Raw genomic sequence first — 25,352 nt, 5'->3', positions numbered from 1 at the left:
CCCTGTGCCGGCCGAGGCCGAGGGGCGGGACTGCCTGGTCTGGGCGGATTCGTCATTTGCCCATCGCCGTCGGCGCGCTGCCCGTGTAAGTTGGGTCACATCTTCCGCGGCAGCCCGTCGTGGTCGACAGGAACGTCCTCCAGGGGAAACGAGCACGATGCAAAGACACCACCTCGCGCTGGCCGGGATGCTGGCCAGCCTGATGCTTGCCGGGTGCAGCCAGCCGCCGCCGGCCGACGCCGGAAGCGCCAGCGATGCACCCAGCCGCCGCTTCGGCACGATCGACTTCCAGCCCTGCACGCTGTCTACCGAAGGCGCCAGCGCCAACGTGGAGGCGCAGTGCGCCACCCTGCAGGTGCCGGAGGACCGGGCCCAGCCCGGCGGTCGCCGGATCGGCCTGCGTATCGCCTGGCTGGAATCGGGCAGCAGCGGCGCCAGCCAGCCGGACCCGGTGTTCTTCCTGGCCGGCGGCCCCGGCCAGGCGGCCAGCGAGGTGGCGGTCATCGTCGACACTGCACTGCGCCAGGTGCGCAAACAGCGCGACGTGTTCCTGATCGACCAGCGCGGCACCGGCGGCTCCAACCCGCTCAGCTGCCTGGGCGCGGACGGCAAGCCGCTGCAGGTGGACGAGGATGCCGCGCCTTCCGAGGCAGCGTTGCGCGACTACGCCCAGCGCTGTGCCGCATCGCTGCAGGGGCGTGCCGATGCGCGCTTCTACACCACCACCGAGGCGATCGCCGATCTGGATGCGGTGCGTGCGGCGCTCGGTGTGGACCAGCTCAACCTGGTTGGCGGCTCCTACGGTACCCGCGTGGCCCAGCGCTATGCCGGGGCCTACCCGCAGCACACCCGCAGCATCGTCATCGATGGCGTGGTACCGAACGAGCTGGTGGTCGGTGGCGACTTCGCGACCACCTTCGAGGATGCGATCGCCCTGCAGTCGGCGCAGTGCCGCAAGGATGCCGCGTGCAGCAAGCGTTTCCCGACCGATACCCGCGCGCAGCTGCGCAGCGTGGTCGACACCCTGCGCCGTGCACCGGTCTCGGTCGAGTATCGCGACCCGGGTACCAACGCACCCCGGCAGGATGTCCTGACGCCGGACAGCGTGGTCGGCCTTGCCTTCGCCTTCTCCTACGTGCCGCAGTATTCCTCGCTGCTGCCACTGGTGCTGGATGAAGCCGCACAGGGGCGCTATGCCCCGTTGGCATCGCTGGCGCGCGGCGCGAACCGCAGCATGGATTTCCAGATCAACCGCGGCATGCAATGGTCGGTGATCTGCAGCGAGGATGCGCCGCGCTACCACGCGCCGGCCGAGGATCCCGAACGCCTGTTCGGCAACGAAGTGGCCAGTGCGTTCTTCGCGGCCTGCCCGGTGTGGCCGCACCGTCCGGCGTCGGCAACCGATGCCGTGCCGCTGCGCAGCGACGTGCCGGCACTGCTGCTGTCCGGTGAGCTGGACCCGGTGACGCCGCCGCGCTACGCCGCACAGGTGCTCAAGGGCCTGCCCAACGGCCGTGCGCTGGTCGCCCGTGGCCAGGGCCATGGCACGTTGACCGCCGGCTGCATGCCGCGGCTGCTCGGACAGTTCATCGACAAGACCGATGCCAAGGCGCTGGATGCCGGCTGCCTGGACACGCTGAGCTACGTGCCGGCGTTCACCTCGTTCAACGGATGGGAACCATGATCGTCGCCGACAACCTGCACAAGGCCTTCGATACCCGCACGGGCCGCATCCAGGCGGTCGCCAACGTCGGCTTCCGCGCCGGGGATGGGCAGATCACCGGCCTGCTCGGCCCCAATGGTGCCGGCAAGACCACCACCATGCGCATGCTGTACACACTGATGACGCCCGACCAGGGCAGCATCACTGTCGATGGCATCGATGCCGCCCTCAATCCGGTGGAGGTGCGCCGCCACCTCGGCGTGCTGCCCGATGCGCGTGGCGTCTACAAGCGCCTGACCGCGCGCGAGAACATCGCCTACTTCGGCGAACTGCATGGCCTGTCTGCCGAGCGCATCCGCGAACGCATCGAGGTGCTGTCGCACGCGCTGGACATGGGTGACATCCTCGACCGGCAGACCGATGGCTTCTCGCAGGGCCAGCGCACCAAGACCGCGATTGCCCGCGCGCTGGTGCACGACCCCCGCAACGTCATCCTCGATGAACCGACCAATGGTCTGGACGTGATGACCACGCGCGCGCTGCGCCGCTTCCTGCTGGGCCTGCGCGATGAGGGGCGCTGCGTGATCCTGTCCAGCCACATCATGCAGGAGGTGGGGGCGTTGTGTGACCACATCGTGATCATCGCCAAGGGCACGGTGATGGCTGCCGGCAGCGCCGACGAGCTGCGTGCGCAGGCCGGCGAAGCCAACCTGGAAGATGCGTTCGTGAAACTGATCGGCAGCGAAGAGGGCCTGCACGCATGAGCATGATGTCGACCCTGATGACGGTGATGCGCAAGGAACTGCGCGACCTGTCGCGTGATCGCCGCACACTGCTGCTGACCCTGCTGTTCGGGCCGCTGTTGTACCCGGTGCTGCTGCTGGGCATGGGCAAGCTGGCCGAGAGCCGGGTGCGTACCCAGATCGAAGAGCCGTTGCAGATCCCGACCATCGGCGCCGAGAACGCGCCGAACCTGGTGCGCTTCCTCGCCGCACAGGGCCTCAATGCCGCACCGGCACCGAAAGACCTGGCCGAGGCCATCCGCACCCAGGACATCGATGTGGCGCTGCGCATCAGCGATGATTTCGGCAAGGACTGGGCCGAGGGCAAGCCGGCGCTGGTGGAGGTGATCAAGGACAGTACGCGTCGCGCGGCCGAAGTACCCAGTGCACGCCTGGAGGCGGCGCTGGCCACCTACAACGGCCAGGTCGGTGCACTGCGCCTGATGGCACGCGGCATCGACGCACAGGTGGCACGCCCGCTGGACGTGGCGCGCCAGGACCTGGCCAGTGCCGAGGCCAAGCGCGGCATGATCCTGTCGATGCTGCTGCCGGTATTGCTGACGCTGACCTCGTTCATCGGTGGCGCCTACCTGGTGATGGACGCCACCGCCGGCGAGCGCGAGCGGCAGTCGCTGGAGCCACTGCTGGCCACGCCGGGTTCGCGCAGCGCGATCGTCAGCGGCAAGATCGCCGCCGCCTGCGTGGTCGGTTTCGTGTCGCTGCTGCTGACCCTGGTCGCGTTCAAGGTGAGCGCGCAGATCGCACCCGGCAACATCGGCCGCCAGTTCAACATGAACGTCGGCTCGATGCTGCAGATGCTGCTGGTGATGTTGCCGATGCTGCTGATCGGCACCTCGCTGCTGACCTTCCTGTCGGCCGCGGCCAAGAGCATGAAGGAAGCGCAGAGCCACATGACCTGGCTGATGCTGCTGCCGATGCTGCCCGGCTACGCACTGGTGGCCTATCCGCTGAAGAGCGAGCTGTGGCAGTACGCCGTGCCGTTCCTGTCGCAGAACCAGATGCTGCTGAAAGTGATCCGCCACGAGATCATCACCCCGGCGGTCTGGGCGATCTACCTCGGCGCCAGCCTCGGCCTGGCCGCCGTGCTGTGGTTCGCCGCCGTGCGCCGCTATCACAACGAGCGCCTGGCCATCTCTGGTTGACTGCAACCGGTAGCGCCAGGCCATGCCCGGCGGATGGGGAACGAGGCCCGGTCATTCCGGGCCTCGTTGTTCTCAGGTTCGCGTTGCCTGCCAAACGGCGAAGCGCTGGGCGATCACCGGTGCCAGTCGGTCAAAGTTTTCCCAGGTATCGGCGACGTGGTACAGCGAAGGAAGATCGTCTGCCAGCAATTCGATGTAGTCATCGGGATACAGGCAGTCATCCGCTTGGTAGTACTCCAGCGTGAATGCGTTCGCTTCATCGTTGATCATTTCGTCAAGGAACTTGCCATCACACACCAGCAGGAACTGACCGGGTGTCATAGCACGCCGGGTCAAGGATTCCAGCTCCTCCTGCATGTCGTCGGCCAGTTCTTCGCCTGCCATACCCCGCAGTAGGAGCCATGCCACGTACATGCCGATATGCGTTGCACCGGCCTCGGGCGGAAGCTCGGCAGGAAAATCACCGTCGGAATGCCAGCTGGCGTCGTCGTACTTCATCTGTTCCCCTCCCGAAATCAGCAAGCAGCTTAGGTCGCAAGGAAGGATAGAGGGAGTGCTGGATACGTCAGCCCACCCTGTACCGCGCAGGCGTCACCCCCATCTCGCGCTTGAACACGGTGATGAACGCGCTCGGGGTGTCGTAGCCCATCGACAGCGCAACGCTGATCACCGGCTCGCCGGCAAGCAGGCGTGGCAGCGACAGCAGCACGCGCAGGCGCTGCCGCCAATGGCCCAGGGTCATGCCTGTTTCGGCCTGCCACCGGCGGGCGAGGCTGCGGCCGGACAGTCCGGTGGCGGCTGCCCACGCTTCGACGCTGCGAAGGTCGTCCGGCGACCGTGCCAGCGCCGCCGCGATCCGCCGCAACCGTCGATCCTGCGGTTGTGGCAAGGCAAGCGGCAAAGGCGTGCTGGCGGCGATCTCATCGGTGATCACGCCGGCCAGGCGTGCCTGCGCGGCGTCCAGCGCCTGATGTGGCCAACTCAGTGCGCGCATCATCGCCGCCTGCAACAGCACGTTCGGCTGGAAAATGCGCGGCACGGCGGGCAGCTCCAGACAGGCTTCGGCGTTGAAGTACAGGCTCCAGCCATCGAATGCCTCTGCCCCTACCAGGGCGTGAGGCAGCAAGGGCGGTATCCAGGCAACGTGCCCCGCCGGCAGCAACCAGTGCAGATCGCCGGCCTCGATCCGCAGCAGGCCGTGGTGGGCACCCAGCACTTGGCCGCGCACGTGCTGGTGGCGTGCGGTGCGGCGCCGTCCCGGCACCCGCAGCTGCGAGGCCAGGACGAGGGGACCGCCTTCGGCGTTCGCCAAAGCGGGGTCAATCAACGCGGGTGATGTCTGATCTGCCATATCCATTGGCAGTTATACGGCAGAAGTGCCGCTGGCTGGGCGGCACACTGGGCTCCCGATCCCACAGGAGCATCACCCATGCAGCCGCAGGACATCCTTCCCGACCATCAGAACGAGGTGCAGGTGAACGGCCTCACCGTGCGCAAGGGCAGCGTCGGCGCCTTCCTCGCCAGCGTCCGTGACTGGCAGGACCCCGCCAGCGATGACGCCACCCGCGCCACCGCCGAAGCCGACCTGCGTGCGCTGCTGCCGGGCCTGCATGCGCTGGGCCTGTTCCAGGTGCTGGCCGCGCGTGATCCGGCACTGCAACGCCTGATCGACAGCCTCTCCTGAAACGAACACGGCCCGGACATGCCGGGCCGTGTGGTCATTGCGGGGCGGAAACGACTTAATCCCCTCCGTCCCCTTTTCGTGGTCAGCTGCCGCCCGGGGCGAACACCAGGGTGCGGCGGGTAGTGACCGGTGCGCTGACCGGCTCGAAGCGCCAGCGCTTGACCGCGTTCATGGCCTCGCGATCGAAGACGCGCGACGGCGTTGCGCGCAGCACACGGGCGTTGGTCACCGAACCGTCGGTGCCGACGGTGATCTCCACCAGCACCTCGCCCGAGGTGCCTGCACGCAGCGCCTCGGACGGATAGCGCGGCGCCGGGGTGCTGACCGGGCGCAGGTTCGGCGCCGCAGCGGCCGCCGGTGCTGCGGCCTGGCGTGCGGCGCTGGCCTGCTGGGCGGCAGCCTGCTGCTGCTTCTGCTCGGCTTCGCGGCGGGCCGCAGCCTGGCGCTCGGCTTCCTGGCGCTCGTTGTCGCGGCGGGCGGCGTCCTGCTGGGCAGCGATCTGCTTGGCTGCGTCGGCTTCCTTGGCACGCTGCTCGGCCAGGCGCTGCTGTTCGGTCTGCTGCTTGCTGCGGTCCTCGGCGTCCTTCTTCGCCTTCTCGGCTTCGGCCTCGGTGCGCTTGGCCGCGTTCTGCACGCCCTTGGCCAGGCCGTCCTTCAGGCGTGGCAGGGCCGGCGCGGACGCATCCACCTTCTCGATCAGCGCCACCAGGCGCTGCGCTTCGGCGTAGTCCTCGCGGCCCAGGTGCTGTTCGGCGGCGATCAGGGTGTACGGCAGCAGATCGGTCAGTGCGCTCTTCACCGAGGCGTCGTCCGGCGTCTTGTCGCGCAGGGCAAGGTAGTACTCGATGGCGTTGTCGCCGGCCGGCGCGTACATGCGGTTCTCGCGCAGGGCCTGGCTGGCCGACTCACGCAGCTGCTCGGTGCCCATCGACTGCACCTTGGCGGCAACCACCGGTGCGGCCGGTGCAGCGGCGGTGGGGGCGGCGGCCGGGGCCGGTGCGGCGGTTTCCTCCTTGCCCGAGCAGGCAGCCAGTGCCAGTGCCAGGGCAACCGGCAGCCACCGGCGCGCGGCGGTGATCGTTGAGACGTGCGACATCCTGCTCCCCTCTAGAAGACGACGTGACGTAAATCATTGATATGCATGGCCGGGACCTGCGGTCCGGGCGCGGCAGGGTGACGTTTCCCGACGCCACCGCCGGCAACGGCGAGGGTGCAATCTAGCATCCCGGCCGCCGCCGCGTACAAGAGCAGTGGCCGGGATGGGCAACGGCGGTCGTGCCGTTGCCGGCGCCGACCTCAGTGGTCGTGCGCCTTGTCGTGCGACTTGCTGTGGCCGTTGGACATCAGCTTGTCGGTCCAGGCGATGCCGATCGCCGACAGGATGAACACGCAGTGGATGATGGTCTGCCACAGCACGCCGTACTGGGTCAGCATCGAGCAGCGGGCGACCCCGATGTTGGCCGCGGCCACGCTCATCTGCTCCGGCGTGCACAGCGGAATACCGCCCAGCGCACCGCTGGCGATGAAGGTCTTCAGCAGGTGGATCGAGGAGATGCCGATGATCGCCATCGCCAGCTTCACCTTCAGCACGCTGGCATTGACGTGGCTCAGCCATTCCGGCTGGTCCGGGTGGCCTTCCAGGCGCAGGCGCGAGACGAAGGTCTCGTAGCCGCCGACGATCACCATCACCAGCAGGTTGGAGATCATCACCACGTCGATCAGGCCCAGCACGATCAGCATGATCTGCTGCTCCCCCATCGACACCGAATGCGAGATCAGGTGCCACAGTTCCTTGCCGAACAGGAACACGTAGACGCACTGCGCCACGATCAGGCCCAGGTACAGCGGCAGCTGCAGCCAGCGCGAGGCGAAGAACAGCGTGGACAACGGGGAGAGCGGCGGGCGGTTTGCACTCATGCGGGGGATGCTGCGTTTCGGGGGAGAGGCGAGGTTACCGGCCCGCCATGACGGTGCCAACCCAACTCACGCACTAGACTTCAGGTTCCTTTCCGCACCCCGAGCCGACGCCATGATCGACCTGTATTACTGGCCCACCCCGAACGGCCATAAAGTGACCCTGCTGTTGGAGGAAACCGGCCTGGAGTACCGCATCCACCCGGTCAACATCGGCTCGGGCGACCAGTTCAAGCCGGAATTCCTCGCCATCTCGCCCAACAACAAGATGCCGGCCATCGTCGACCACGCCCCGGCCGACGGCGGCGCCCCGCAGAGCGTGTTCGAGTCCGGTGCGATCCTGCTGTACCTGGCCGAGAAGACCGGCCGCTTCCTGCCCAGCGATCCGCGCGGCCGCGTCACCACCCTGGAATGGCTGTTCTGGCAGATGGCGGGCCTGGGCCCGATGAGCGGCCAGATGGGGCATTTCAATGTGTATGCTCCGGAAAAGATCCCGTATGCGATCGAGCGCTATGACAACGAAGTGCGCCGCCTGCATGGGGTGATGGACAAGCGCCTGGCCCAGCACGCCTTCCTGGCCGGCGACGCGTACACCATCGCCGACATGGCCAGCTACCCGTGGGTCGGCGCCTACGACACGCTGCCGGTGGACTTCGCCGCGTTCCCGAACCTCAAGCGCTGGCACGAGGCCATCGCCGCGCGCCCGGCCACCCAGCGCGCCTATGCGCTGCGCCAGCAGGTGAACCCGAACGCCGGCAAGCCGCTCAGCGACGAGGAGCGCAAGCACCTGTTCGGCCAGCGTTGACCCCGGCATCTGAAGGTGGGTGCCGACCGTTGGTCGGCACTCGTCCGCACTGCTTATGGGCAGAAGGTCATGCTGCCTTCCCGCACGGGCTTGGTTAGGATGAGGGACGACCGTCCCGCGCCCCGCGTGGAGGCGGACCTGCCGTTTGCCGGGATCCTCCATGCGCCATCTGTTCGCTTCGCTCGCCCTCATGCTCGCCACCAGTACCGCCGCCCACGCCGAAAAGCTGACCCTGGAAGCCATCACCGGCCCGCTGCCGCTGTCCGGCCCGACCCTGATGAAGCCCAAGGTGGCGCCGGACGGTTCGCAGGTCAGCTTCCTGCGCGGCAAGGACAGCGACCGCAACCAGCTGGACCTGTGGACCTACGACATCGGCAGCGGCCAGACCCGCCTGCTGGTTGATTCCAAGGTGGTGCTGCCCGGCACCGAGACCCTCAGCGATGAGGAAAAGGCCCGACGCGAGCGCCAGCGCATCGCCGCGATGACCGGCATCGTCGATTACCAGTGGTCGCCGGACGCGCAGCGCCTGCTGTTCCCGTTGGGCGGCGAACTCTACCTGTACGACCTCAAGCAGCAGGGCCAGGCGGCCGTGCGCCAGCTGACTCACGGTGAAGGCTTCGCCACCGACGCCAAGCTGTCGCCCAAGGGCGGTTTCGTCAGCTTCATCCGCGGCCGCAACCTGTGGGTGATCGATCTGGCCAGTGGCAAGCAGCTGCAGCTGACCCGCGACGGCAGCACCACCATCGGCAACGGCGTGGCCGAGTTCGTCGCCGACGAGGAAATGGATCGCCATACCGGTTACTGGTGGGCGCCGGATGACTCGGCCATTGCCTTTGCCCGCATCGACGAGGCGCCGGTGCCGGTGCAGAAGCGCTACGAGGTCTACGCCGACCGCACCGATGTGATCGAACAGCGTTACCCGGCCGCCGGCGACGCCAACGTGCGCGTGCAGCTGGGCGTGATCGCACCAGCCGCCGATGCGCAGCCGCGCTGGATCGACCTGGGCAAGGAACAGGACATCTACCTGGCCCGCGTCGATTGGCGCGATGCGCAGCACCTGAGTTTCCAGCGCCAGTCGCGTGACCAGAAGCAGCTGGACCTGGTCGAAGTGGCGCTCGACTCCAACCGCCAGCGCGTGCTCGCCCACGAGACCAGCCCGACCTGGGTGCCGCTGCACAACAGCCTGCGCTTCCTTGAAGATGGCAGCGTGCTGTGGTCGTCCGAGCGCACCGGCTTCCAGCACCTGTACCGCATCGACAGCAAGGGCAAGGCCACTGCGCTGACCCATGGCAACTGGCCGGTGGACGAACTGCTGGCGGTCGATGAGAAGGCCGGCAAGGCCTACTTCCGTGCTGGCATCGAGACCTCGCGCGAAAGCCAGATCTACGCGGTGTCGCTGCAGGGCGGTGAGCCGCAGCGCCTGTCGAAGGCGCCGGGCATGCACAGCGCCAGCTTCGCCCGCAATGCCAGCGTCTACGTGGACAGCTGGTCCAACAGCACCACGCCGCCGCAGATCGAACTGTTCCGCGCCAACGGCGAGAAGATCGCCACGCTGGTCGAGAACGACCTGGCCGATCCCAGGCACCCGTATGCGCGCTACCGCGATGCGCAGCGCCCGGTCGAGTTCGGCACGTTGATGGCTGCCGACGGCAAGACCCCGTTGAACTACAGCCTGATCAAGCCGGCCGGCTTCGATCCGTCCAAGCGCTACCCGGTGGCGGTGTACGTCTACGGTGGCCCGGCCAGCCAGACCGTCACTGACAGTTGGCCCGGCCGTGGCGACCATCTGTTCAACCAGTACCTGGCCCAGCAGGGCTACGTCGTGTTCTCGCTGGACAACCGCGGCACCCCGCGCCGCGGCCGCGACTTCGGTGGTGCGCTGTACGGGAAGCAGGGCACGGTGGAAGTGACCGACCAGCTGCGCGGCGTGGCCTGGCTGAAGCAGCAGCCGTGGGTGGACCCGGCGCGCATCGGCGTGCAGGGCTGGTCCAACGGCGGTTACATGACCCTGATGCTGCTGGCCAAGGCATCGAACCAGTACGCCTGTGGCGTGGCCGGCGCACCGGTCACCGATTGGGGCCTGTATGACAGCCACTACACCGAACGCTACATGGACCTGCCGGCGCGCAACGAAGCGGGGTACCGCGAAGCGCGCGTGCTGACCCATATCGACGGCCTGCGTTCGCCGTTGCTGCTGATCCACGGCATGGCCGATGACAACGTGCTGTTCAGCAACTCGACCAGCCTGATGAGCGCGCTGCAGAAGCGCGGGCAGCCGTTCGAGCTGATGACCTATCCGGGTGCCAAGCATGGCCTGTCCGGCGCCGATGCCCTGCATCGCTACCGTGTGGCCGAAGCCTTCCTGGGACGCTGCCTGAAGCCCTGATGCACAAACGGGAAGGAGCCCGCCGATGACACTGCCGCCGCCGATTCCCACCCATGGCCCGAAGCCTGCCGGCTGGTGGTCCCGTCACTGGCGCTGGGCGATGCCGCTGGCCGTGCTGCTGGTGTTGGCCGGTGCCGGTGGCGTGGTGGCCTGGAGCGTGCTGCGCTGGAGCGAGGCGGCACGCGAGAGCCCGCCGATGCGCGAGGCGATGCGCCGCGCCGGATGCAGCATCGAACTGGTGGAAGCCTTCGGCGAGCCGCTGCGTGCCGAATCGATGCCGCTGGGCAGCATGCAGACCGCGATCAATGGCCAGCGCGACGTCGGCCTGACCGTGGCCCTGGAAGGCCCGCGCGCGCACGGCCGGCTGTTCGTGAAGGGCACCCGCAGCGACGAGGTCTGGGACTATCCGGTGATGTATGTGCTGGGCGAGAACAAGCAGACCTTCGACCTGACCGCGCTGGATGATGACGAAGCCGCGCAGGAATGCGAGCTGCAGGCATGCCGCGAACGCGGCGAATGCCCGCTGGCCGCGGCGTTGTGACCTCCGGCCGATTGTCGCCACAGCGCTGAGCGCGTAGGGTGCGGGCAACCCTGTCCTGGAGTGCACCATGAAGCCGATCGCGTTGGCCGTTGCCCTGGCCCTGACTGCCGCCCCGCTGATGTTCGCACCGCCGGCGCTGGCGGCACCCGCCACCAAGGCCGCTACTCCGGCCAGCCCGGCCTGGGTGGCCCGCAGCAACGCATTGGCGCAGATCCTGCTCGATGCGCAGGGCCCGTTCCAGCCGGAAGAAACCGGCTTCTTCGGCGTGCCCGGCTATGACGACAAGGTGGCCGACCTCGGTGCGGACAACGGCAAGCGCTACCGCGCGGCGATGGCCAAGGCGCGCGACGAACTGAAGGCGAAGCTGGCCACCGAGCAGGATCCCAACGTCCGCCAGGACCTGGAGATCATGATCCACGCCGCCAACCAGAACATCGAGGGCAGCGAGCTCAACGAGAAGTACCTGCTGCCGTGGACCGATGCACCGCAGACCGTGTTCAGCGGCCTCAACCTGCTGCTGTCCGACCAGGTGCCGGCCGAGCGCCGGGCCAAGGCGATCGACCGCCTCAAGGCCTACGCCGGGCTGCAGCCGGGTGGCACCGCGTTCACCACGCTGGCCCGCCAGCGTTACGAAGAGCGCTTGAAGGACGGCAGCCTGCTGCAGCCGACGAAGATCGAAGTGCAGCAATCGCTGGACAACGTCGAGACGTACATCACCGGCATCGAGTCGCTGCTGAAGAAGTACCAGATCGCCGGCGCCGATGAGGCAATGAAGGCCCTGGCCGGGCAGATGAAGGACTACGCCGCCTGGACCCGCAAGGACGTGCTGCCGAAGGCACGCACCGATGCGCGCCTGCCGGCGCCGCTGTACGCCTACCAGCTCAAGCAGGTCGGCATCGATATCGACCCGAAGCTGCTGATGCAGCGCGCGCAGCTGGAGTTCATGGAAACCCGCTCGGCGATGCAGCAGCTGGCGCCGCTGGTGGTGAAGGACAAGGGCCTGAAGGTGGCCGATCCGAGCGACCCGGTGGCGGTGATCCGCGCGCTGAAGGCCGACAAGATCGCCGACGACCAGCTGGAAGGCCACTACCGTAAGGTGATCGATGCGATCGATCCGCTGATCCGCGAGCATGCCATCGTCGATGTACCCAAGCGCGCCATGCAGATGCGCCTGGGTTCGGCCGCCGAGAGCGCGGCCAGCCCGGCCCCGCATTTCCTGCCGGCGCCGCTGGTCAACAACACCGGGCAGCAGGGCACCTTCGTGCTGCCGCTGGGCAACCCGGCGGCGGGCCCGGGCGCACAATACGACGATTTCAACTTCGGTGCGGCGGCATGGACGCTGAGCGCGCATGAAGGCCGCCCCGGCCACGAGCTGCAGTTCACCGCCATGGTCGAGCGTGGTGTCTCGCTGGCACGCACCATGTTCGCGTTCAATTCGGTGAACGTTGAAGGCTGGGCGCTGTATGCCGAGGCCGAGATGGTGCCGTACGAGCCGCTGGACGGGCAGATGATCGCCCTGCAGTTCCGCCTGCTGCGGGCCGCACGCGCAATGCTTGACCCGATGCTCAACCTCGGCCTGACCGACCGCGCCAACGGCGAACGCGTGCTGATGGAGCAGGTCGGCCTGTCCAAGGCGATGGCCACCCAGGAACTGGACCGCTACATGGTGCGCATGCCGGGCCAGGCGGGCAGCTACTTCTACGGTTACACCCGCATCCTGGAACTGCGCATGCAGACCGAGCTGGCACTGGGTGCGAAGTTCGACCGCCTGGCGTTCAACAACTTCCTGCTCGACCAGGGCCTGCTGCCGCCGGACCAGCTGGCTGATGCGGTAAACAAGGTGTTCGTGCCGAAGTACCGGCAGAAATAATCGGTAGCGCCGGGCCATGCCCGGCGAGCGCAGCGGGAGAGACGCCGGGCATGGCCCGGCGCTACCCGCGGTGACGCTGCCGCCTCACCGCTGCGGCGTGATCACCTGGGTCGGCAGCCGTGCCGGCGGTTCCGGATTGGGTACCCAGATCGCCACGCCGGCGGCGCGCTTCTGCGTGGTCGGAATACCGATGCCGACGCCACCCCCCACATGCGAGCCAAAGGTGCCGGCACCCACCGACATGCCGACCGGCGAGCCGCTGCTGCCCACGCCCATCAGCACCACGCCATTGGCGCCCAGTGCCGCCGCTTCACGCTTCAGGCGTGCCACCGCGGCATCGGTCTGGCCCTGCGTGCCGAAGCCCACGGCAGATGCCGATTCCAGCTGCGCGATTTCCTGCGAGCCGGCCGGTGGCGTGGAATAGATCTGCACCAGTGCCGGATCGATCGGCGCGCGGGCGCGCCCCAGCATGACCTTGGAGGTGCTGGCACAACCGGCGGCGACCAGCAGGATGGCCGCCAGCGCGGCCCAACGGATGTTCATGGCACGACCCCTGTAGGACTGGTTGCGATCATCGGCGGGCCACTCTGAATCGGCGCCAACACCCGGGCCAGGGCACCCACGGCAGCACGCTAGCACGCGTCGGGTGACAGCCCCGCCAACGGCAGTAGGCGGCGACTGCGGGAACGACTATGGTGGACACAGACAGAACCAACTGCGGGAGAGCGGAATGGGCGTGATCAGTCTGTTGTGGGGCGTACTGGCGCTGTTGTGGATGATCCTGGCGCTGATTCCGCTGCTTGGCTGGGGCAACTGGTTCCTGATCCCGTTCGCCGCCGTCGGCGCGGTGATCGCCGCGCTGGGCATCCTGTTTACCCACCCGACCAAGCGCGGTCGGGCCTGGGCCGGGCTGGTGCTGAACGGCATCGTGGTGGTGGTCGGCATCCTGCGCCTGGGCCTGGGCGGCGGCGTGATCTGAATCCCGGCGCCGGGTGCGACAGGGCGTCGCAGGCGCACGGCCGGTGGCCGGGCAGGGGCGTACAATGAGCGGCTGCGCGAGCCCCCCGCGTGCCTGTGATTCCGCGCCTGGCGCGGCTGCCCGATGATCATCCGACCCCGTCCCCACGGCTGGCAACTGCTGTACATCCTGCGCGGCTCGATCGTCAAAGCGATCGCGCCGAAGGTGCTGGCCATCCTGATCCTGTCCATTGCCGTGGCGGCCGTGGTGGAACTGGCCCCGCCGACCGGCATCGAACGCGTGTCGGTCACGCCGTTCACCCTGCTCGGCCTGGTCCTGTCGATCTTCCTCAGCTTCCGCAACAGCGCCTGCTATGACCGCTGGTGGGAAGGCCGCAAGCTGTGGGGCCAGCTGGTCTACGAATCGCGTTCGCTGGCGCGCCAGGTGCACCTGCTGTTGGCCGATGACGGCGGCCGCCGTCGCCGCATCGCGTACCTCACCACCGCGTTCGCCCATGCGCTGGCCGCGCGCCTGCGTGGGCGCGTCGTGGCCCTGGTCGCCTTGCCATGGCTGGACAAGCCGCAGCGCGAGCAGCTGGGCCAGCGCGAGAACGTGCCGGATGCATTGCTGTCGATGATCGCCGCCGAGCTGGCCCAGGCGCTGCGCGCCGGCGAGCTCGATCCGATCCTCTACGCACAGCTGGAGGAGCGCCTGCACGCGATGTCGTCGATCCAGGCCGGCTGCGAGCGCATCCTCACCACGCCGCTGCCGTTCGCCTACACCCTGCTGCTGCATCGCTGCGCGTGGATGTTCTGCGTGCTGCTGCCGTTCGGCCTGGCCAGTTCGCTGGGCTGGGGCACGCCGGTGCTGTCGGCGGTGCTGGCCTATGCCTTCTTCGGCCTGGACCAGCTGGGCGAAGAAATGGAAGACCCGTTCGGCCTGGAGCCGAACGACCTGCCGCTGGACGCGCTGGTGCGCACGATCGAGATCGACCAGCTCGACGCGCTCGGCGAACGCCCCTTGCCCGAACCCCTGCTGCCGCAGGGTTACCTGTTGCAATAGCCACTCCTCGGAGCCTGCCATGTCCCATCCGCTTTACCGCCCGCGCCGCATGCGCCACGACGAGTTCTCGCGCCGCCTGATGCGCGAGAACACGCTGACCACCGACGACCTGATCTACCCGGTGTTCGTGCACGAACTGGCGGGCCGCACCGCAGTGCCGTCGATGCCGGGCGTGGAGCGGCTGTCGATCGAAGAGCTGCTGAAGGTGGCCGAAGAGGCGCTGGAGCTGGGCATTCCGGTAATCGACCTGTTCCCGGTGATCGACCCGTCGCTGAAGTCGCTGGACGCATCGGCGGCGTGGGCCGAGGACGGCCTGGCGCAGCGTGCGATCCGCGCATTGAAGTCGCGCTTCCCGGAACTGGGCGTGATGACCGACGTGGCGCTGGACCCGTACACCACCCACGGCCAGGACGGCATCATCGACGACAAGGGCTATGTGCTGAACGACATCACCGTGGAAGCACTGGTCAAGCAGTCGGTGTCGCACGCCGAGGCCGGTGTGGACATCGTCTCGCCGTCGGACATGATGGACGGCCGCATCGGAGCGATCCGCCGTGCGCTGGATGCCGACAACCACATCAACGTGCGCATCATGGCCTACTCGGCCAAATACGCCTCGGCGTTCTACGGCCCGTTCCGTGATGCGGTGGGCAGCGCGGCCAGCCTCGGCAAGGCCGACAAGAAGACCTACCAGATGGACCCGGCCAACGGCGACGAGGCTCTGCGCGAGATCGCGCTGGACCTGGAAGAGGGCGCCGACATGGTGATGGTCAAGCCGGGCATGCCGTACCTGGACCTGGTGCGCCGGGTGAAGGAGACGTTCGGCGTGCCGACCTTCGCCTACCAGGTCAGTGGCGAGTACGCGATGATGAAGGCCGCCTTCGCCAACGGCTGGCTGGACGAGCGCGCCTGCGTGCTGGAGTCGCTGCTGGGCTTCAAGCGGGCCGGTGCCGACGGCGTGCTGACCTATTTCGCGCCGCAGGTGGCGCGATGGCTGCGCGAGCGCTGACAATAGCGCCACGATAGACGGAGGACTGCGCGATGGGACCCGAACTGGGATGGATGCAATGGCTGATCTGGGGCATCGGTACGCTGGTGTTCGGTGCCATCATCGTCGCTGTCTTCATCGCCGCATGGCGCGCGGGCAAGCGCCCACCGGAGCAGCTCTCCGCCGCCCGCCACGTGGCCCGTGAGCAGGCCCTGCCGGACAGCGTGCAGGCCGAGCTGGCCGCGTTGAACCAGCGCAAGGACAACGGCCAGCTGAGCGAGATGGAGTACGAGCAGTTGCGCGCCAAGGTGCTGTCGCGCTGACGGGCAATCCCCGGGGTCGGATCCCTTTCCGCAGGAAAGGGCTCTGACCCCTTCGCGGGCGCCATCCACGCATGGCGTGGATCTACCGCACGCACCCGGCCACCGCCGTCACCCTCGGCACCGCCAACCGGTACACGTCCACGCCACCGGCGCGCGGCGCCTTTGCCGCGCTGCTGGCCACCATCATCTCGCCGGGCTTGGCGTTGTCGATCACCGGCGCGCCGGTCCAGCCGCCGGCCTGGTTGAACGACAGCCCCAGCGGCTGCAGCGCCACACCGCTCCACGCACAGCCGCTGCTCCAGACCTGCGCGGTACTGCCGTGGCCGCGGCTGAACACCACGGCGCCGTCATGGCCCAGCCAGTCGCCGTCGGTCTCGTCGTCGGCGCTGTTCAACGCGCTCAGTGCGGTGGCCGGGCCACGCAGGCCCTGCGCATCCAGCGTCGCTACGAACAGATCCCAGCCGGCGCCATGGCCCTGCTGGCGGGCAAACAACAGCTGCTTTCCATCCGCGCTCAGGGCCGGTCCGCGCTCTTCCCGGCGCCCGCCGTCACCGGCCAGCGGCTGCGCCGGGCCCAGCCGGCCATCGGTGGCCAGCGCAGCGCGGTACAGCGCCAGCGCGCCCTCGCGACCGGCCGCGAACAGCAGCCAGCGGTCGTCACGGCTGAAGTAGGGATCGCGGGCTTCACCGGCCACGCCGACCGGCAGTGCCTGTGCCTGCTGCCAACGACCGTCGACCACGCGTGCCTCCCACAGGCCCCAGCCGGCCTCGCCGCGGCGGGCGAAGACGATGCGCTGGCCATCGGCGCTGATCGTGGCGCGGCCTTCGTCGGCGCGGGTCGAGACCACGCCCATGCCTTCGATGCCGTACTCGTTCAACGCCATCGCCACGGGGGCAGAGAGTAGACTGGCGGCGAGCACCAGCAGGGGCGGGGTGATGCGCATCATCCGGTTCCGTGCACGAAAGAGCATCAGTCTAGCCAGCTTGAGGATTCCATGACCGACCGTTACGCCGTCTTCGGACACCCCGTTGCCCACTCGAAGTCGCCGCAGATCCACGCGACGTTCGGTCGCCAGGAAGGCATCGCCATCGACTATCGCGCGATCGACCTGGCCCCGGAGGCGTTCCTGGCCGGCCTGGAGGCCTTCGCTGCCGAGGGCGGCGTCGGTGCCAACGTCACCCTGCCGCACAAGGAAACCGCGTTCTCGGCATGCACCACGCTGACCGCACGGGCGCGCCGCGCCGGATCGGTCAACACGCTGCTGCGCAAGGGCGACCGCTGGCACGGCGACACCACCGATGGCATCGGCCTGGTGCGCGACCTGACCGACCGCCACGGCCTGGACCTGCGCGGCCGCCGCGTGCTGATGATCGGTGCCGGTGGCTCGGCGCGCAGCGTCGCCCCGGCGCTGCTCGATGCCGGCATCACCGAACTGGTCGTGGTCAACCGCACGCCGGAGCGCGCCGACGAACTGATCGATGCCATGGGCGAACCGGGCCGCGCGATCAGCCGCTACTGGGAGGACCTGCGCGAGCTGGGCGACTTCGAACTGATCGTCAACGCCACCTCGGCGGGCCGCGACCGCGACGTCGAGTTCAAGCTGCCGCTGTCGCTGGTCAATTCGATGACCACCGCCGTCGACCTGAACTACGGCGAGGCGGCCATCGCCTTCCTGGCCTGGGCCCGTGCGGCGCAGTGCCGTAACACCGTCGACGGCCTGGGCATGCTGGTCGAGCAGGCTGCCGAGAGCTTCCTGCAGTGGCACGGCGTACGCCCGCAGACCGACGAGGTCTACCAGGCGCTGCGCCAGGGCCCGGCTGTGTTGGCCGGCGAGGACTGATCGATGGACGGCACGACCCTGATGGTGACCGTGCTGAGCATGGTCGGTGTGCGCCTGCCGGTGCTGATCGCGCTGTGCGTCGGCCTGGTCTGGGTGGTCGGTGCGCCGCGTGATGCGACCCGCACCGGCGCGCTGGTCGGCCTGCTGCTGTTGCTGTTGTCCAGCCTGGGCGGCCTGGTCGCGGGTGTCCTGCCGATGTGGCTGGTCAGCAGTGGCAACTTCAGCGCCATCTCGGGCATGAGCGCCATCTTTGGCGTGCTGCACTTCGCGCTGGCGATGGTCGAGGCCATCGGCGTGGTGCTGCTGGTGTGGGCGCTGGTGCGTCTGCTGCGGCTGCGCGGCAACGCGGTGCAGTGACACCCCGGTGACGGCCCAGGGCCGTCGCCAGCAGCGTACGGTGTGTTCATCCAGCCGCCGGGCGTCGCCGCTGCCCCGTTCAGGCAGCCAGCGGCGGCGGACATGGCCGGCCATGCGACAATGACCGGCCCGATCCAGCCACGGTAATTCCCGGCGTGACCGAAACCGTCGCCGCTCCGCGCACGCTCGATGACACCTTGAAGGACGCGATCCGCAAGGCGTACACGACGCTGCAGGCCAATACCCCCGGCTTCTCCACCCGTCGCTCGCAGAGCCAGATGATCGGCGTGGTGTCGCGCGCGCTGTCGAAGAGCGGTGGCGTTGGCGTGGTCGAGGCGCCCACCGGCGTCGGCAAGAGCCTGGGCTACCTCACCGCAGGCGTGCCGATCGCATTGGCCAGCAAGAAGAAGCTGGTGATCAGCACCGGCACCGTGGCGCTGCAGTCGCAGCTGGTCGAGCGCGACATTCCGAATTTCCTCAAGGCCACCGGCCTGGAAGCGACCGTGGCGCTGGCCAAGGGCCGTACCCGCTACCTGTGCACGCGCAACGCCGCCGAAGCACAGGGCGAGGGCTCGCAGGGCGGCATGTTCGAGGAGGATGCACCACTGTTCGACCGGCCACTGGCGCCGATCGAGATGGACATCGCCAAGCGCCTGACCGACGCCTTCACCAGCGGCAGCTGGGATGGCGACATCGACAACGCACCGGAGACCATCAGCCCCGGCCTGCGCAGCCGCATCACCACGCCGGCCTCGGGCTGCGCCGGGCGCCGCTGTGCCTATTCGGCGCAGTGTGCGGTGCTGCGTTCGCGCAACACCGTGCGTGATGCGCAGATCGTCGTTACCAACCACGCGCTGCTGCTGTCGGCGCTGTCGATCGGCGACAGCGACAACGGCCAGCCGTTGATTGCGCCGCCGTCGGACATGCTGCTGGTGCTGGACGAAGGCCATCACATCGGCAACGTGGCGATCGACCAGGGCGCGGCCAGCCTCGCGCTGGATGAAATGGCCAAGCGCACCGGCCGCCTGCAGATCCTGATTGCCGGTGCCTACCGCGCGGTCGACAAGGACCGCCTCGGCAACCTGCTGCCGAACGAAGCGATCGAGGTGGCCAGCAACGTCGCCAAGCAGCTGCGCGCGTTCCGCGATCACATCGAGCGGGTGTGGATGCCGGCGCCGGCGGACGAGGAGCCGATGTGGCGTGCGGCCAATGGACGCCTGCCCGAGGCCTGGCGCGAGCCGATCGAGGCACTGGCCGACGAGACCCGCAGCCTCTACAACTGGGCGCATGCCGCCACCGCGCAGGTGGCCAAGGGCAAGCCGGACGATGCCGCGCGCGAGCGCCTGCAGCGCAACCTGGGCATGGCGCTGGAAATGATCGAGCAACAGTACAACCTGTGGCAGGCGTGGCGCCGCGAGGACAAGGACGGCGCGCCGCCGATGGCGCGCTGGGTCACTGCTACCCGCGACGGCGACCTGGTGCTGCACGGCTCGCCGGTGTCGGCCGCGCACGTGCTGCGCAAGCTGCTGTGGGATGAAGTGGATTCGGTGGTGATGACCTCGGCGACGCTGACCGGTGGCGGCGATTTCCAGTCGCTGGCGATCGACAACGGCATCCCCGAAGAGGCCGAGATGGTCTCGCTGTCGTCGCCGTTCGACCTGCCCAACCAGGCCGAGCTGATCGTGCCGAAGTTTCCGGTCACCCCCGACGATCGCGAAGGCCATCCCCGCGAAGTGGCGCGCTACCTGGATACCGAGCTGGATTGGGCCAAGGGCTCGATGGTGCTGTTCACCTCGCGCTGGAAGATGGAAAAGGTGGCCGGCCTGATGTCGGTGGCGCGCCGCAAGCAGGTGCTGGTGCAGGGCGAGATGTCCAAGACCCGGCTGATCGAAGAGCACCTGCGCCGCGTCGACGCGGGTGAGGGTTCGGTGCTGTTCGGGCTGAATTCGTTCGGCGAAGGCCTCGACCTGCCCGGCGAAGCCTGCACCACGGTGGTGATCACCCAGGTACCGTTCGCGGTGCCGACCGATCCGCAGACCGCCACGCTCAGCGAATGGTTCGAGGGCCGCGGGCTCAATGCGTTCAACCTGATCGCCATTCCGCACGCGCTGCGCACGTTGACCCAGTTCGCCGGCCGCCTGATCCGCACCTCCACCGACACCGGCCGCGTGATCATCCTCGATTCGCGGCTGCTGACCCGCCGCTACGGCAAGCGCATCATCGACGCGCTGCCGCCGTTCAAGCGCGTGATCGGCTGAAAAAAAGGGGACGGAGGGGATTAAGTCGTCTGTGCCTCAAACGACTTAATCCCCTCCGTCCCCTTTTTTTAAGATGCCGGCCAGCGGCCGGCACTACCGGATCGGCATCAATCGCCGAGCAGGGCGGTGTTGCGTACGGCGCCCTTGTCGGCACTGGTGGCGAGCAGGGCGTAGGCCTTCAACGCGCTGGTGACCTTGCGCGGGCGCGGTGCGCGTGGCTTCCAGCCGCGTGCGTCGGCCTCGCTGCGGCGCTGGGCCAGCGTGGCCTCATCCAGCAGCAGGTCGATGCGGCGGGCCGGGATGTCGATGCGGATGCGGTCGCCATCTTCCACCAGGCCGATCGCGCCGCCACTGGCCGCTTCCGGCGAAACGTGGCCGATCGACAGCCCCGAGGTGCCACCGGAGAAGCGGCCATCGGTGAGCAGCGCGCACTGCTTGCCCAGTCCCTTCGACTTCAGGTAGCTGGTCGGGTACAGCATCTCCTGCATGCCCGGGCCGCCCTTCGGGCCCTCGTAACGGATCACCACGACGTCGCCCGGTTGTACCTCGTCGGCGAGGATGCCGGCGACGGCGGCGTCCTGGCTTTCATAGACGCGCGCGGGGCCTTCGAACACATGGATCGATTCGTCCACGCCGGCGGTTTTCACCACGCAGCCATCGACGGCCAGATTGCCGCGCAGCACAGCCAGGCCACCCTCCAGCGAATACGCATGTTGCAGCGAGCGGATGCAGCCCTCGGCGCGGTCCAGGTCCAGCGCGGGCCAGCGGGTGGCCTGGCTGAAGGCCTCCTGCGTGGGGATGCCGGCCGGACCGGCCTTGAAGAAGGTGTGCAGGGTGTCGTTGTCACTGCGCACCACGTCCCAGCGCTCCAGCGCCTCGGCCAGGCTGGCGCTGTGCACGGTCGGCACTGTGGTATCGAGCAGGCCGGCGCGATCCAGCTCCCCGAGGATGCCGAACACGCCGCCGGCGCGGTGCACGTCCTCGATGTGGTACTTCGGTGTGTTCGGCGCCACCTTGCACAGCTGCGGGACGCGTCGCGACAGCGCGTCGATGTGGGTCAGGTCGAAGTCGACCTCCGCTTCCTGCGCTGCGGCCAGCAGATGCAGGATGGTGTTGGTGGAGCCGCCCATGGCGATGTCCAGGGTCATCGCGTTGGCGAACGCGGCCTGGGTGGCGATCCCGCGCGGCAGCGCGCTCGGGTCTTCGCCGCCGTACCAGCGATGGCAGAGCTCGACGATCAGGCGGCCGGCGCGGCGGAACAGCGCCTCGCGGTCGGCATGGGTGGCCAGCGTAGTGCCGTTGCCGGGCAGCGACAGGCCCAGCGCTTCGGTCAGGCAGTTCATCGAGTTGGCGGTGAACATGCCCGAGCAGGAGCCGCAGGTGGGGCAGGCGCTGCGTTCAAAGGCCGCGACCTTCTCGTCGGAGGCGCTGTCATCGGCGGCCACCACCATCGCGTCGACCAGGTCCAGCTTGTGCTCGGACAGCTTGGTCTTGCCCGCTTCCATCGGCCCGCCGGAGACGAACACCACCGGGATGTCCAGGCGCAGCGCAGCCATCAGCATGCCGGGGGTGATCTTGTCGCAGTTGCTGATGCACACCAGCGCGTCGGCGCAGTGCGCGTTGACCATGTACTCCACGGCGTCGGCGATGATCTCGCGGCTGGGCAGCGAATACAGCATGCCGTCGTGGCCCATCGCGATGCCGTCGTCCACGGCGATGGTGTTGAATTCCTTGGCGACGCCACCGACCTGTTCGATTTCGCGCGCTACCAGCTGGCCGAGGTCCTTCAGGTGCACGTGGCCGGGCACGAACTGGGTGAAGGAGTTGGCGATGGCAATGATCGGCTTGTGGAAGTCGCCGTCCTTCATGCCGGTGGCACGCCACAGGGCGCGGGCGCCGGCCATGTTGCGGCCGGCGGTGGAGGTGCGGGAACGGTATTCGGGCATGGCGGGCGGAACGGGCGGGCCGTACGACGTGGGGGTCAGCCGATCATGGCCAATTTTTTCGGTTGCTGCTGCAACCACCGGGAAGGGAGTGGCAGGGCTGCGCCCTGCACCCGTGGTAGCGCCGGCCGCTGGCCGGCAACCTCAACAGCATCAGCTGGGCTATCCGCGGGACCCAGCCCGCCTTCGACAGTTTCCTGTGGCTGTTGGTAGGTGTCGACCTTGGTCGACACGATGGATCCACGTCATGCGTGGCTGATGGGGAACGACGAAAATGAAATTCCGTTCATCTTTCCCACTTTGCCGATTCCGGTTGTTGGTGAGGATTTGGCATCATTGGGGCATTGATCCGTCGACAGGGCATGAGGCCATGAAACGTTCCCGCACCACCGCGCTGCTGCTGATGAGCGCCGCGCCGCTGCTGTTCACCGCCTGCCAGAAGGAGCCGGAAGTGAAGGTGCAGGAAGGCCTGTACACCTCGGTCGAGGCCTGCACCGAGGCCACCGGCGACCCGTCGTCGTGCCGCAATGCCTTCGCCGAAGCGCAGAAACAGGCCGCCGATGCGGCGCCGAAGTACGCCAGCAAGGAAGCCTGCGAGAAGGATTACAAGCCGGAGCAGTGCGTGCAGCAGCACACCTCGGCCGGCACCTCGTTCATCGGCCCGATGATGATGGGCTTCTTCATGTCGCAGATGCTGAGCAACCGCGGCGGCCTCGCCCCGCAGGCGCCGGCGTCGGCACCGGCTTACCAGGACAAGAACGCTGGCTGGGCGCGCCCGGCACCGGGCGGCACCGGTGGCCTGAACACCGCCAGCGGCATCGGTGCCGGCAAGGCCGGCCTGGCACCGGTCACCAGCGAACCGAACCGTGCGGTCACTGCCAGCCGTGGTGGCTTCGGCAACACCAGCGCACGCCGCAGCACCAGCGGCAGCTACGGCGGCTGATCGACCCATGCAGCGCATCCGGATTGCCGAGCGTGCCCAGTGGCGGGCACGCGCGGAGGAAGCGGGTTTCCGTTTCCATACCATCGATGGCCAGCCCTACTGGGATGAAAGCGCGTACTACGCGTTCACCCTGCGCCAGATCGAACAGGACATCGAAGACCCCAGTGCCGAGCTGCACCAGATGGCGCTGGATCTGGTCGGTGATGTCATCGGCAGCGAGCGGTTGATGGACCAGCTGGCGATTCCGTCGCATTACCGCGACTGGATCGCCGACAGCTGGCGCCAGCGCCAGCCGCACCTTTACGGCCGCCTGGACCTGGCCTACGACGGCACCGGTCCGGCCAAGCTGTACGAGCTGAACTACGACACGCCGACCTCGCTGTTCGAGGCCAGCTTCTTCCAGTGGCAGTGGCTGGAAGACCAGCGCAACGCCGGCCGCCTGCCGCAGCATGCCGACCAGTTCAATGCGATCCATGAGGCACTGGTCGAGCGCTTCGGCGAACTGGCCACGCAGCTGCCGCCGCCGCTGTACTTCAGCGCGGTGGGAAGCTCGGAAGAAGACCGTGGCACGGTCGAGTACCTGCGCGACTGCGCGTCGCAGGCCGGCCTGCATGGCCAGGCCATCGCGATCGAGGACATCGGCCTGTCCGAGGACGGCCGCTTCACCGCGCTGGATGATTCGGTGATCGGCACGCTGTTCAAGCTGTACCCGCTGGAAGACCTGATGGCCGAAGAGTTCGGCCGCGCGCTGCCCGGTTCGGGCGTGCAGTTGCTGGAACCGGCATGGAAGGCAGTGCTGAGCAACAAGGGCATCCTGCCGTTGCTGTGGCAGCGCAACGTAGGCCATCCGAACCTGCTGGAGGCGCACTTCGATGACGGCAGCGCGCTGGCGTCGGGCTGGGTGCGCAAGCCGCTGTTCTCGCGCGAAGGTGCCAACATCGAGATGCACCTGGCCGATGGCAGCACCCAGCGCAGCGACGGTCCCTATGACGGCCCGGCGATCATCCAGCGCGCCCATCCGCTGACCCGCTTCGAAGGCGGCTACCCGCTGATCGGCAGCTGGGTGGTGGGTGACCACGCCTGCGGCATCGGCATCCGCGAGGACGACAGCGCGATCACCCGCGACAGTGCGCGGTTCGTGCCGCACGCGATCGTCGACGAGGCGCCGACGCGGATCTACGTCTGATGACGGTGCGGCGTTGGCCTGGCCGGCATGGACGTGCCACGCCCGCGCCGGGCCGGCATTTCGATGACGGGCGCAGCCTGCAGGCCTTCGCGGACCGCGTCGCGGTGCGTTGCCACCGCTGCGATGCCCCCGGTTGGGTGATCGCCCGCTGGGAACCCTATCGATGGACCGCGCGTTTCCGCTGCACCGCTTGCAGCGCTGCATTGGACAGCGGCGACTGGGTCGGTGCGGTCCGCATTCTGGGCCGCCAGCCCTGTGGATTCTGCGGGCATCAGTGGCTGCATGTGTGTCGACCGATTCCCGTCGGCATCCCCGCGCCGGCATCCTTCCCCGCCCGATGCGCACAGTGCGGTCGCAGCACCGAGGTCGCGGTCTCGATGCGCCCACTGCGTGACGCCGAGCCTGCCGATCCGCATTTCGGTCTGCCGCTGCGCCTGGTCGAATCGACCCGCGCGGGCCTGCTGTGGGCCTACAACGCCGAACATCTGCAGGCACTGCACGACTACGCGGGCGCGACGCTGCGCGAAGGCCGCGGCCATCATCGATCCATGATCTCGCGCCTGCCGCAGTGGATGAAGCTGGCCCGCAACCGGGTGCTGCTGCAGCGTGCGGTGGAGCGGTTGCAGCGGCGCTTGCTGCAGGGGTAGGTAGTGCCGGCCGCTGGCCGGCAGCCGAGCATGGGCTCG

25 protein-coding genes are annotated in these 25,352 nt (G+C 68.2%); 18 read left to right on the top strand and 7 right to left on the bottom strand.

Features of this window, described 5'->3' with window-relative positions; genetic code table 11:
- The first annotated feature begins 157 nt into the window (after positions 1-157).
- From AC5P5V_RS09585 to AC5P5V_RS09575, 3 genes are read left to right on the top strand one after another with little or no spacing between them, the layout of a single operon-like run.
- On the top strand, positions 158-1,684 hold the full coding sequence (locus AC5P5V_RS09585) for an alpha/beta hydrolase (protein WP_134968858.1): 1,527 nt from the start codon (positions 158-160) through the stop codon (positions 1,682-1,684).
- Positions 1,681-2,427 (top strand): ABC transporter ATP-binding protein, encoded by a 747-nt coding sequence (locus tag AC5P5V_RS09580; RefSeq protein ID WP_134968857.1) that lies wholly within the window; start codon positions 1,681-1,683, stop codon positions 2,425-2,427. Before AC5P5V_RS09585 ends, AC5P5V_RS09580 begins: the two co-directional genes overlap by 4 nt.
- The gene (locus AC5P5V_RS09575; protein ID WP_053496786.1) at positions 2,424-3,608 is read left to right on the top strand and encodes an ABC transporter permease; all 1,185 of its coding nucleotides are present in this window, start codon (positions 2,424-2,426) and stop codon (positions 3,606-3,608) included. Before AC5P5V_RS09580 ends, AC5P5V_RS09575 begins: the two co-directional genes overlap by 4 nt.
- Before the next feature lie 72 nt (positions 3,609-3,680).
- On the opposite strand, the gene AC5P5V_RS09570 is transcribed toward AC5P5V_RS09575, so the two are convergent.
- Positions 3,681-4,106: a DUF7832 domain-containing protein gene (locus AC5P5V_RS09570; protein ID WP_134968856.1), complete on the bottom strand. Its 426-nt coding sequence runs from the start codon at positions 4,104-4,106 to the stop codon at positions 3,681-3,683.
- A gap of 67 nt (positions 4,107-4,173) precedes the next feature.
- Complete coding sequence (locus AC5P5V_RS09565) at positions 4,174-4,959, bottom strand: AraC family transcriptional regulator (RefSeq protein ID WP_061478997.1); 786 nt, start codon at positions 4,957-4,959, stop codon at positions 4,174-4,176.
- 78 nt (positions 4,960-5,037) lie between these two features.
- Here AC5P5V_RS09565 and AC5P5V_RS09560 point away from each other — a divergent pair, with 78 nt between their 5' ends.
- Positions 5,038-5,292 carry a hypothetical protein gene (locus tag AC5P5V_RS09560; protein ID WP_099485746.1) on the top strand — a complete coding sequence of 85 codons (255 nt, stop codon included), beginning with the start codon at positions 5,038-5,040 and terminating at the stop codon, positions 5,290-5,292.
- An 82-nt stretch (positions 5,293-5,374) separates the two neighbouring features.
- Here the strand turns inward: AC5P5V_RS09560 and AC5P5V_RS09555 are convergent, their stop codons facing one another.
- A complete protein-coding gene (locus AC5P5V_RS09555) occupies positions 5,375-6,388 on the bottom strand; it encodes an energy transducer TonB (RefSeq protein WP_231352390.1) in 1,014 nt (337 codons plus the stop codon).
- Between the two features lie 200 nt (positions 6,389-6,588).
- Positions 6,589-7,209 carry a TIGR00645 family protein gene (locus AC5P5V_RS09550; protein ID WP_495215869.1) on the bottom strand — a complete coding sequence of 207 codons (621 nt, stop codon included), beginning with the start codon at positions 7,207-7,209 and terminating at the stop codon, positions 6,589-6,591.
- 112 nt (positions 7,210-7,321) lie between these two features.
- Here AC5P5V_RS09550 and AC5P5V_RS09545 point away from each other — a divergent pair, with 112 nt between their 5' ends.
- The 4 genes from AC5P5V_RS09545 (at position 7,322) to AC5P5V_RS09530 (ending at position 12,808) form a co-directional block, all read left to right on the top strand.
- Positions 7,322-8,011, top strand: a complete 690-nt coding sequence (locus tag AC5P5V_RS09545) for a glutathione binding-like protein (RefSeq protein ID WP_061479000.1) — start codon at positions 7,322-7,324, stop codon at positions 8,009-8,011.
- Positions 8,012-8,171: 160 nt separating this feature from the next.
- Entirely contained in the window at positions 8,172-10,397 is a 2,226-nt protein-coding gene (locus AC5P5V_RS09540; protein ID WP_134969090.1) for a S9 family peptidase, read from the top strand.
- A gap of 25 nt (positions 10,398-10,422) precedes the next feature.
- Positions 10,423-10,938, top strand: a complete 516-nt coding sequence (locus AC5P5V_RS09535) for a cytochrome c oxidase assembly factor Coa1 family protein (RefSeq protein WP_134969089.1) — start codon at positions 10,423-10,425, stop codon at positions 10,936-10,938.
- A 67-nt stretch (positions 10,939-11,005) separates the two neighbouring features.
- Positions 11,006-12,808: a DUF885 domain-containing protein gene (locus AC5P5V_RS09530; protein ID WP_061479003.1), complete on the top strand. Its 1,803-nt coding sequence runs from the start codon at positions 11,006-11,008 to the stop codon at positions 12,806-12,808.
- A gap of 84 nt (positions 12,809-12,892) precedes the next feature.
- On the opposite strand, the gene AC5P5V_RS09525 is transcribed toward AC5P5V_RS09530, so the two are convergent.
- Entirely contained in the window at positions 12,893-13,351 is a 459-nt protein-coding gene (locus AC5P5V_RS09525) for a hypothetical protein (protein ID WP_005420187.1), read from the bottom strand.
- Positions 13,352-13,538: 187 nt separating this feature from the next.
- Between AC5P5V_RS09525 and AC5P5V_RS09520 the strand changes: the two genes are divergently transcribed.
- The 4 genes from AC5P5V_RS09520 (at position 13,539) to AC5P5V_RS09505 (ending at position 16,139) form a co-directional block, all read left to right on the top strand.
- The gene (locus AC5P5V_RS09520; RefSeq protein ID WP_005420185.1) at positions 13,539-13,787 is read left to right on the top strand and encodes a hypothetical protein; all 249 of its coding nucleotides are present in this window, start codon (positions 13,539-13,541) and stop codon (positions 13,785-13,787) included.
- Between the two features lie 123 nt (positions 13,788-13,910).
- Positions 13,911-14,828, top strand: coding sequence for a bestrophin family protein (locus tag AC5P5V_RS09515; protein ID WP_061479004.1), 918 nt, complete (start codon positions 13,911-13,913; stop codon positions 14,826-14,828).
- 19 nt (positions 14,829-14,847) lie between these two features.
- The gene (gene hemB / locus AC5P5V_RS09510; protein WP_006400669.1) at positions 14,848-15,837 is read left to right on the top strand and encodes a porphobilinogen synthase; all 990 of its coding nucleotides are present in this window, start codon (positions 14,848-14,850) and stop codon (positions 15,835-15,837) included.
- 32 nt (positions 15,838-15,869) lie between these two features.
- On the top strand, positions 15,870-16,139 hold the full coding sequence (locus AC5P5V_RS09505) for a hypothetical protein (protein ID WP_061479005.1): 270 nt from the start codon (positions 15,870-15,872) through the stop codon (positions 16,137-16,139).
- Between the two features lie 82 nt (positions 16,140-16,221).
- Here the strand turns inward: AC5P5V_RS09505 and AC5P5V_RS09500 are convergent, their stop codons facing one another.
- Entirely contained in the window at positions 16,222-17,085 is an 864-nt protein-coding gene (locus AC5P5V_RS09500; RefSeq protein ID WP_231352389.1) for a hypothetical protein, read from the bottom strand.
- Positions 17,086-17,133: 48 nt separating this feature from the next.
- On the opposite strand from AC5P5V_RS09500, the gene aroE reads away from it, so the two are divergent.
- The 3 genes from aroE to dinG all read left to right on the top strand — a co-directional run bounded on the left by aroE (position 17,134) and on the right by dinG (position 20,594).
- The gene (aroE, locus tag AC5P5V_RS09495) at positions 17,134-17,979 is read left to right on the top strand and encodes a shikimate dehydrogenase (protein WP_049414396.1); all 846 of its coding nucleotides are present in this window, start codon (positions 17,134-17,136) and stop codon (positions 17,977-17,979) included.
- 3 nt (positions 17,980-17,982) lie between these two features.
- Positions 17,983-18,336 (top strand): hypothetical protein, encoded by a 354-nt coding sequence (locus tag AC5P5V_RS09490; RefSeq protein ID WP_134969140.1) that lies wholly within the window; start codon positions 17,983-17,985, stop codon positions 18,334-18,336.
- A gap of 155 nt (positions 18,337-18,491) precedes the next feature.
- On the top strand, positions 18,492-20,594 hold the full coding sequence (gene dinG / locus AC5P5V_RS09485) for an ATP-dependent DNA helicase DinG (RefSeq protein WP_134969139.1): 2,103 nt from the start codon (positions 18,492-18,494) through the stop codon (positions 20,592-20,594).
- 107 nt (positions 20,595-20,701) lie between these two features.
- Here the strand turns inward: dinG and ilvD are convergent, their stop codons facing one another.
- The gene (ilvD, locus tag AC5P5V_RS09480; protein ID WP_061479009.1) at positions 20,702-22,540 is read right to left on the bottom strand and encodes a dihydroxy-acid dehydratase; all 1,839 of its coding nucleotides are present in this window, start codon (positions 22,538-22,540) and stop codon (positions 20,702-20,704) included.
- A gap of 367 nt (positions 22,541-22,907) precedes the next feature.
- Between ilvD and AC5P5V_RS09475 the strand changes: the two genes are divergently transcribed.
- From AC5P5V_RS09475 to AC5P5V_RS09465, 3 genes are read left to right on the top strand one after another with little or no spacing between them, the layout of a single operon-like run.
- On the top strand, positions 22,908-23,480 hold the full coding sequence (locus AC5P5V_RS09475; protein ID WP_005420172.1) for a DUF1190 domain-containing protein: 573 nt from the start codon (positions 22,908-22,910) through the stop codon (positions 23,478-23,480).
- Positions 23,481-23,487: 7 nt separating this feature from the next.
- Positions 23,488-24,666 carry a glutathionylspermidine synthase family protein gene (locus AC5P5V_RS09470; RefSeq protein WP_061479010.1) on the top strand — a complete coding sequence of 393 codons (1,179 nt, stop codon included), beginning with the start codon at positions 23,488-23,490 and terminating at the stop codon, positions 24,664-24,666.
- Positions 24,666-25,313 carry a hypothetical protein gene (locus AC5P5V_RS09465; protein ID WP_134969137.1) on the top strand — a complete coding sequence of 216 codons (648 nt, stop codon included), beginning with the start codon at positions 24,666-24,668 and terminating at the stop codon, positions 25,311-25,313. Before AC5P5V_RS09470 ends, AC5P5V_RS09465 begins: the two co-directional genes overlap by 1 nt.
- The last annotated feature ends 39 nt before the right edge of the window (positions 25,314-25,352 follow it).

It is taken from the genome of Stenotrophomonas sp. YJH_SMC_130, from assembly GCF_059369035.1.
The sequence above is the reverse complement of the archived record's forward strand: the minus strand, read 5'-3'. Positions and strand labels throughout refer to the sequence as shown.

What these genes read in the sequence shown, in the direction of transcription:
- AC5P5V_RS09585 (WP_134968858.1), top strand. Translation starts at nt 158, where the DNA reads ATGCAAAGACACCACCTCGCGCTGGCCGGGATGCTGGCCAGCCTGATG.
- AC5P5V_RS09580 (WP_134968857.1), top strand. Translation starts at nt 1,681, where the DNA reads ATGATCGTCGCCGACAACCTGCACAAGGCCTTCGATACCCGCACGGGC.
- AC5P5V_RS09575 (WP_053496786.1), top strand. Translation starts at nt 2,424, where the DNA reads ATGAGCATGATGTCGACCCTGATGACGGTGATGCGCAAGGAACTGCGC.
- AC5P5V_RS09570 (WP_134968856.1), bottom strand. Translation starts at nt 4,106, where the DNA reads ATGAAGTACGACGACGCCAGCTGGCATTCCGACGGTGATTTTCCTGCC.
- AC5P5V_RS09565 (WP_061478997.1), bottom strand. Translation starts at nt 4,959, where the DNA reads ATGGCAGATCAGACATCACCCGCGTTGATTGACCCCGCTTTGGCGAAC.
- AC5P5V_RS09560 (WP_099485746.1), top strand. Translation starts at nt 5,038, where the DNA reads ATGCAGCCGCAGGACATCCTTCCCGACCATCAGAACGAGGTGCAGGTG.
- AC5P5V_RS09555 (WP_231352390.1), bottom strand. Translation starts at nt 6,388, where the DNA reads ATGTCGCACGTCTCAACGATCACCGCCGCGCGCCGGTGGCTGCCGGTT.
- AC5P5V_RS09550 (WP_495215869.1), bottom strand. Translation starts at nt 7,209, where the DNA reads ATGAGTGCAAACCGCCCGCCGCTCTCCCCGTTGTCCACGCTGTTCTTC.
- AC5P5V_RS09545 (WP_061479000.1), top strand. Translation starts at nt 7,322, where the DNA reads ATGATCGACCTGTATTACTGGCCCACCCCGAACGGCCATAAAGTGACC.
- AC5P5V_RS09540 (WP_134969090.1), top strand. Translation starts at nt 8,172, where the DNA reads ATGCGCCATCTGTTCGCTTCGCTCGCCCTCATGCTCGCCACCAGTACC.
- AC5P5V_RS09535 (WP_134969089.1), top strand. Translation starts at nt 10,423, where the DNA reads ATGACACTGCCGCCGCCGATTCCCACCCATGGCCCGAAGCCTGCCGGC.
- AC5P5V_RS09530 (WP_061479003.1), top strand. Translation starts at nt 11,006, where the DNA reads ATGAAGCCGATCGCGTTGGCCGTTGCCCTGGCCCTGACTGCCGCCCCG.
- AC5P5V_RS09525 (WP_005420187.1), bottom strand. Translation starts at nt 13,351, where the DNA reads ATGAACATCCGTTGGGCCGCGCTGGCGGCCATCCTGCTGGTCGCCGCC.
- AC5P5V_RS09520 (WP_005420185.1), top strand. Translation starts at nt 13,539, where the DNA reads ATGGGCGTGATCAGTCTGTTGTGGGGCGTACTGGCGCTGTTGTGGATG.
- AC5P5V_RS09515 (WP_061479004.1), top strand. Translation starts at nt 13,911, where the DNA reads ATGATCATCCGACCCCGTCCCCACGGCTGGCAACTGCTGTACATCCTG.
- hemB (WP_006400669.1), top strand. Translation starts at nt 14,848, where the DNA reads ATGTCCCATCCGCTTTACCGCCCGCGCCGCATGCGCCACGACGAGTTC.
- AC5P5V_RS09505 (WP_061479005.1), top strand. Translation starts at nt 15,870, where the DNA reads ATGGGACCCGAACTGGGATGGATGCAATGGCTGATCTGGGGCATCGGT.
- AC5P5V_RS09500 (WP_231352389.1), bottom strand. Translation starts at nt 17,085, where the DNA reads ATGATGCGCATCACCCCGCCCCTGCTGGTGCTCGCCGCCAGTCTACTC.
- aroE (WP_049414396.1), top strand. Translation starts at nt 17,134, where the DNA reads ATGACCGACCGTTACGCCGTCTTCGGACACCCCGTTGCCCACTCGAAG.
- AC5P5V_RS09490 (WP_134969140.1), top strand. Translation starts at nt 17,983, where the DNA reads ATGGACGGCACGACCCTGATGGTGACCGTGCTGAGCATGGTCGGTGTG.
- ilvD (WP_061479009.1), bottom strand. Translation starts at nt 22,540, where the DNA reads ATGCCCGAATACCGTTCCCGCACCTCCACCGCCGGCCGCAACATGGCC.
- AC5P5V_RS09475 (WP_005420172.1), top strand. Translation starts at nt 22,908, where the DNA reads ATGAAACGTTCCCGCACCACCGCGCTGCTGCTGATGAGCGCCGCGCCG.
- AC5P5V_RS09470 (WP_061479010.1), top strand. Translation starts at nt 23,488, where the DNA reads ATGCAGCGCATCCGGATTGCCGAGCGTGCCCAGTGGCGGGCACGCGCG.
- AC5P5V_RS09465 (WP_134969137.1), top strand. Translation starts at nt 24,666, where the DNA reads ATGACGGTGCGGCGTTGGCCTGGCCGGCATGGACGTGCCACGCCCGCG.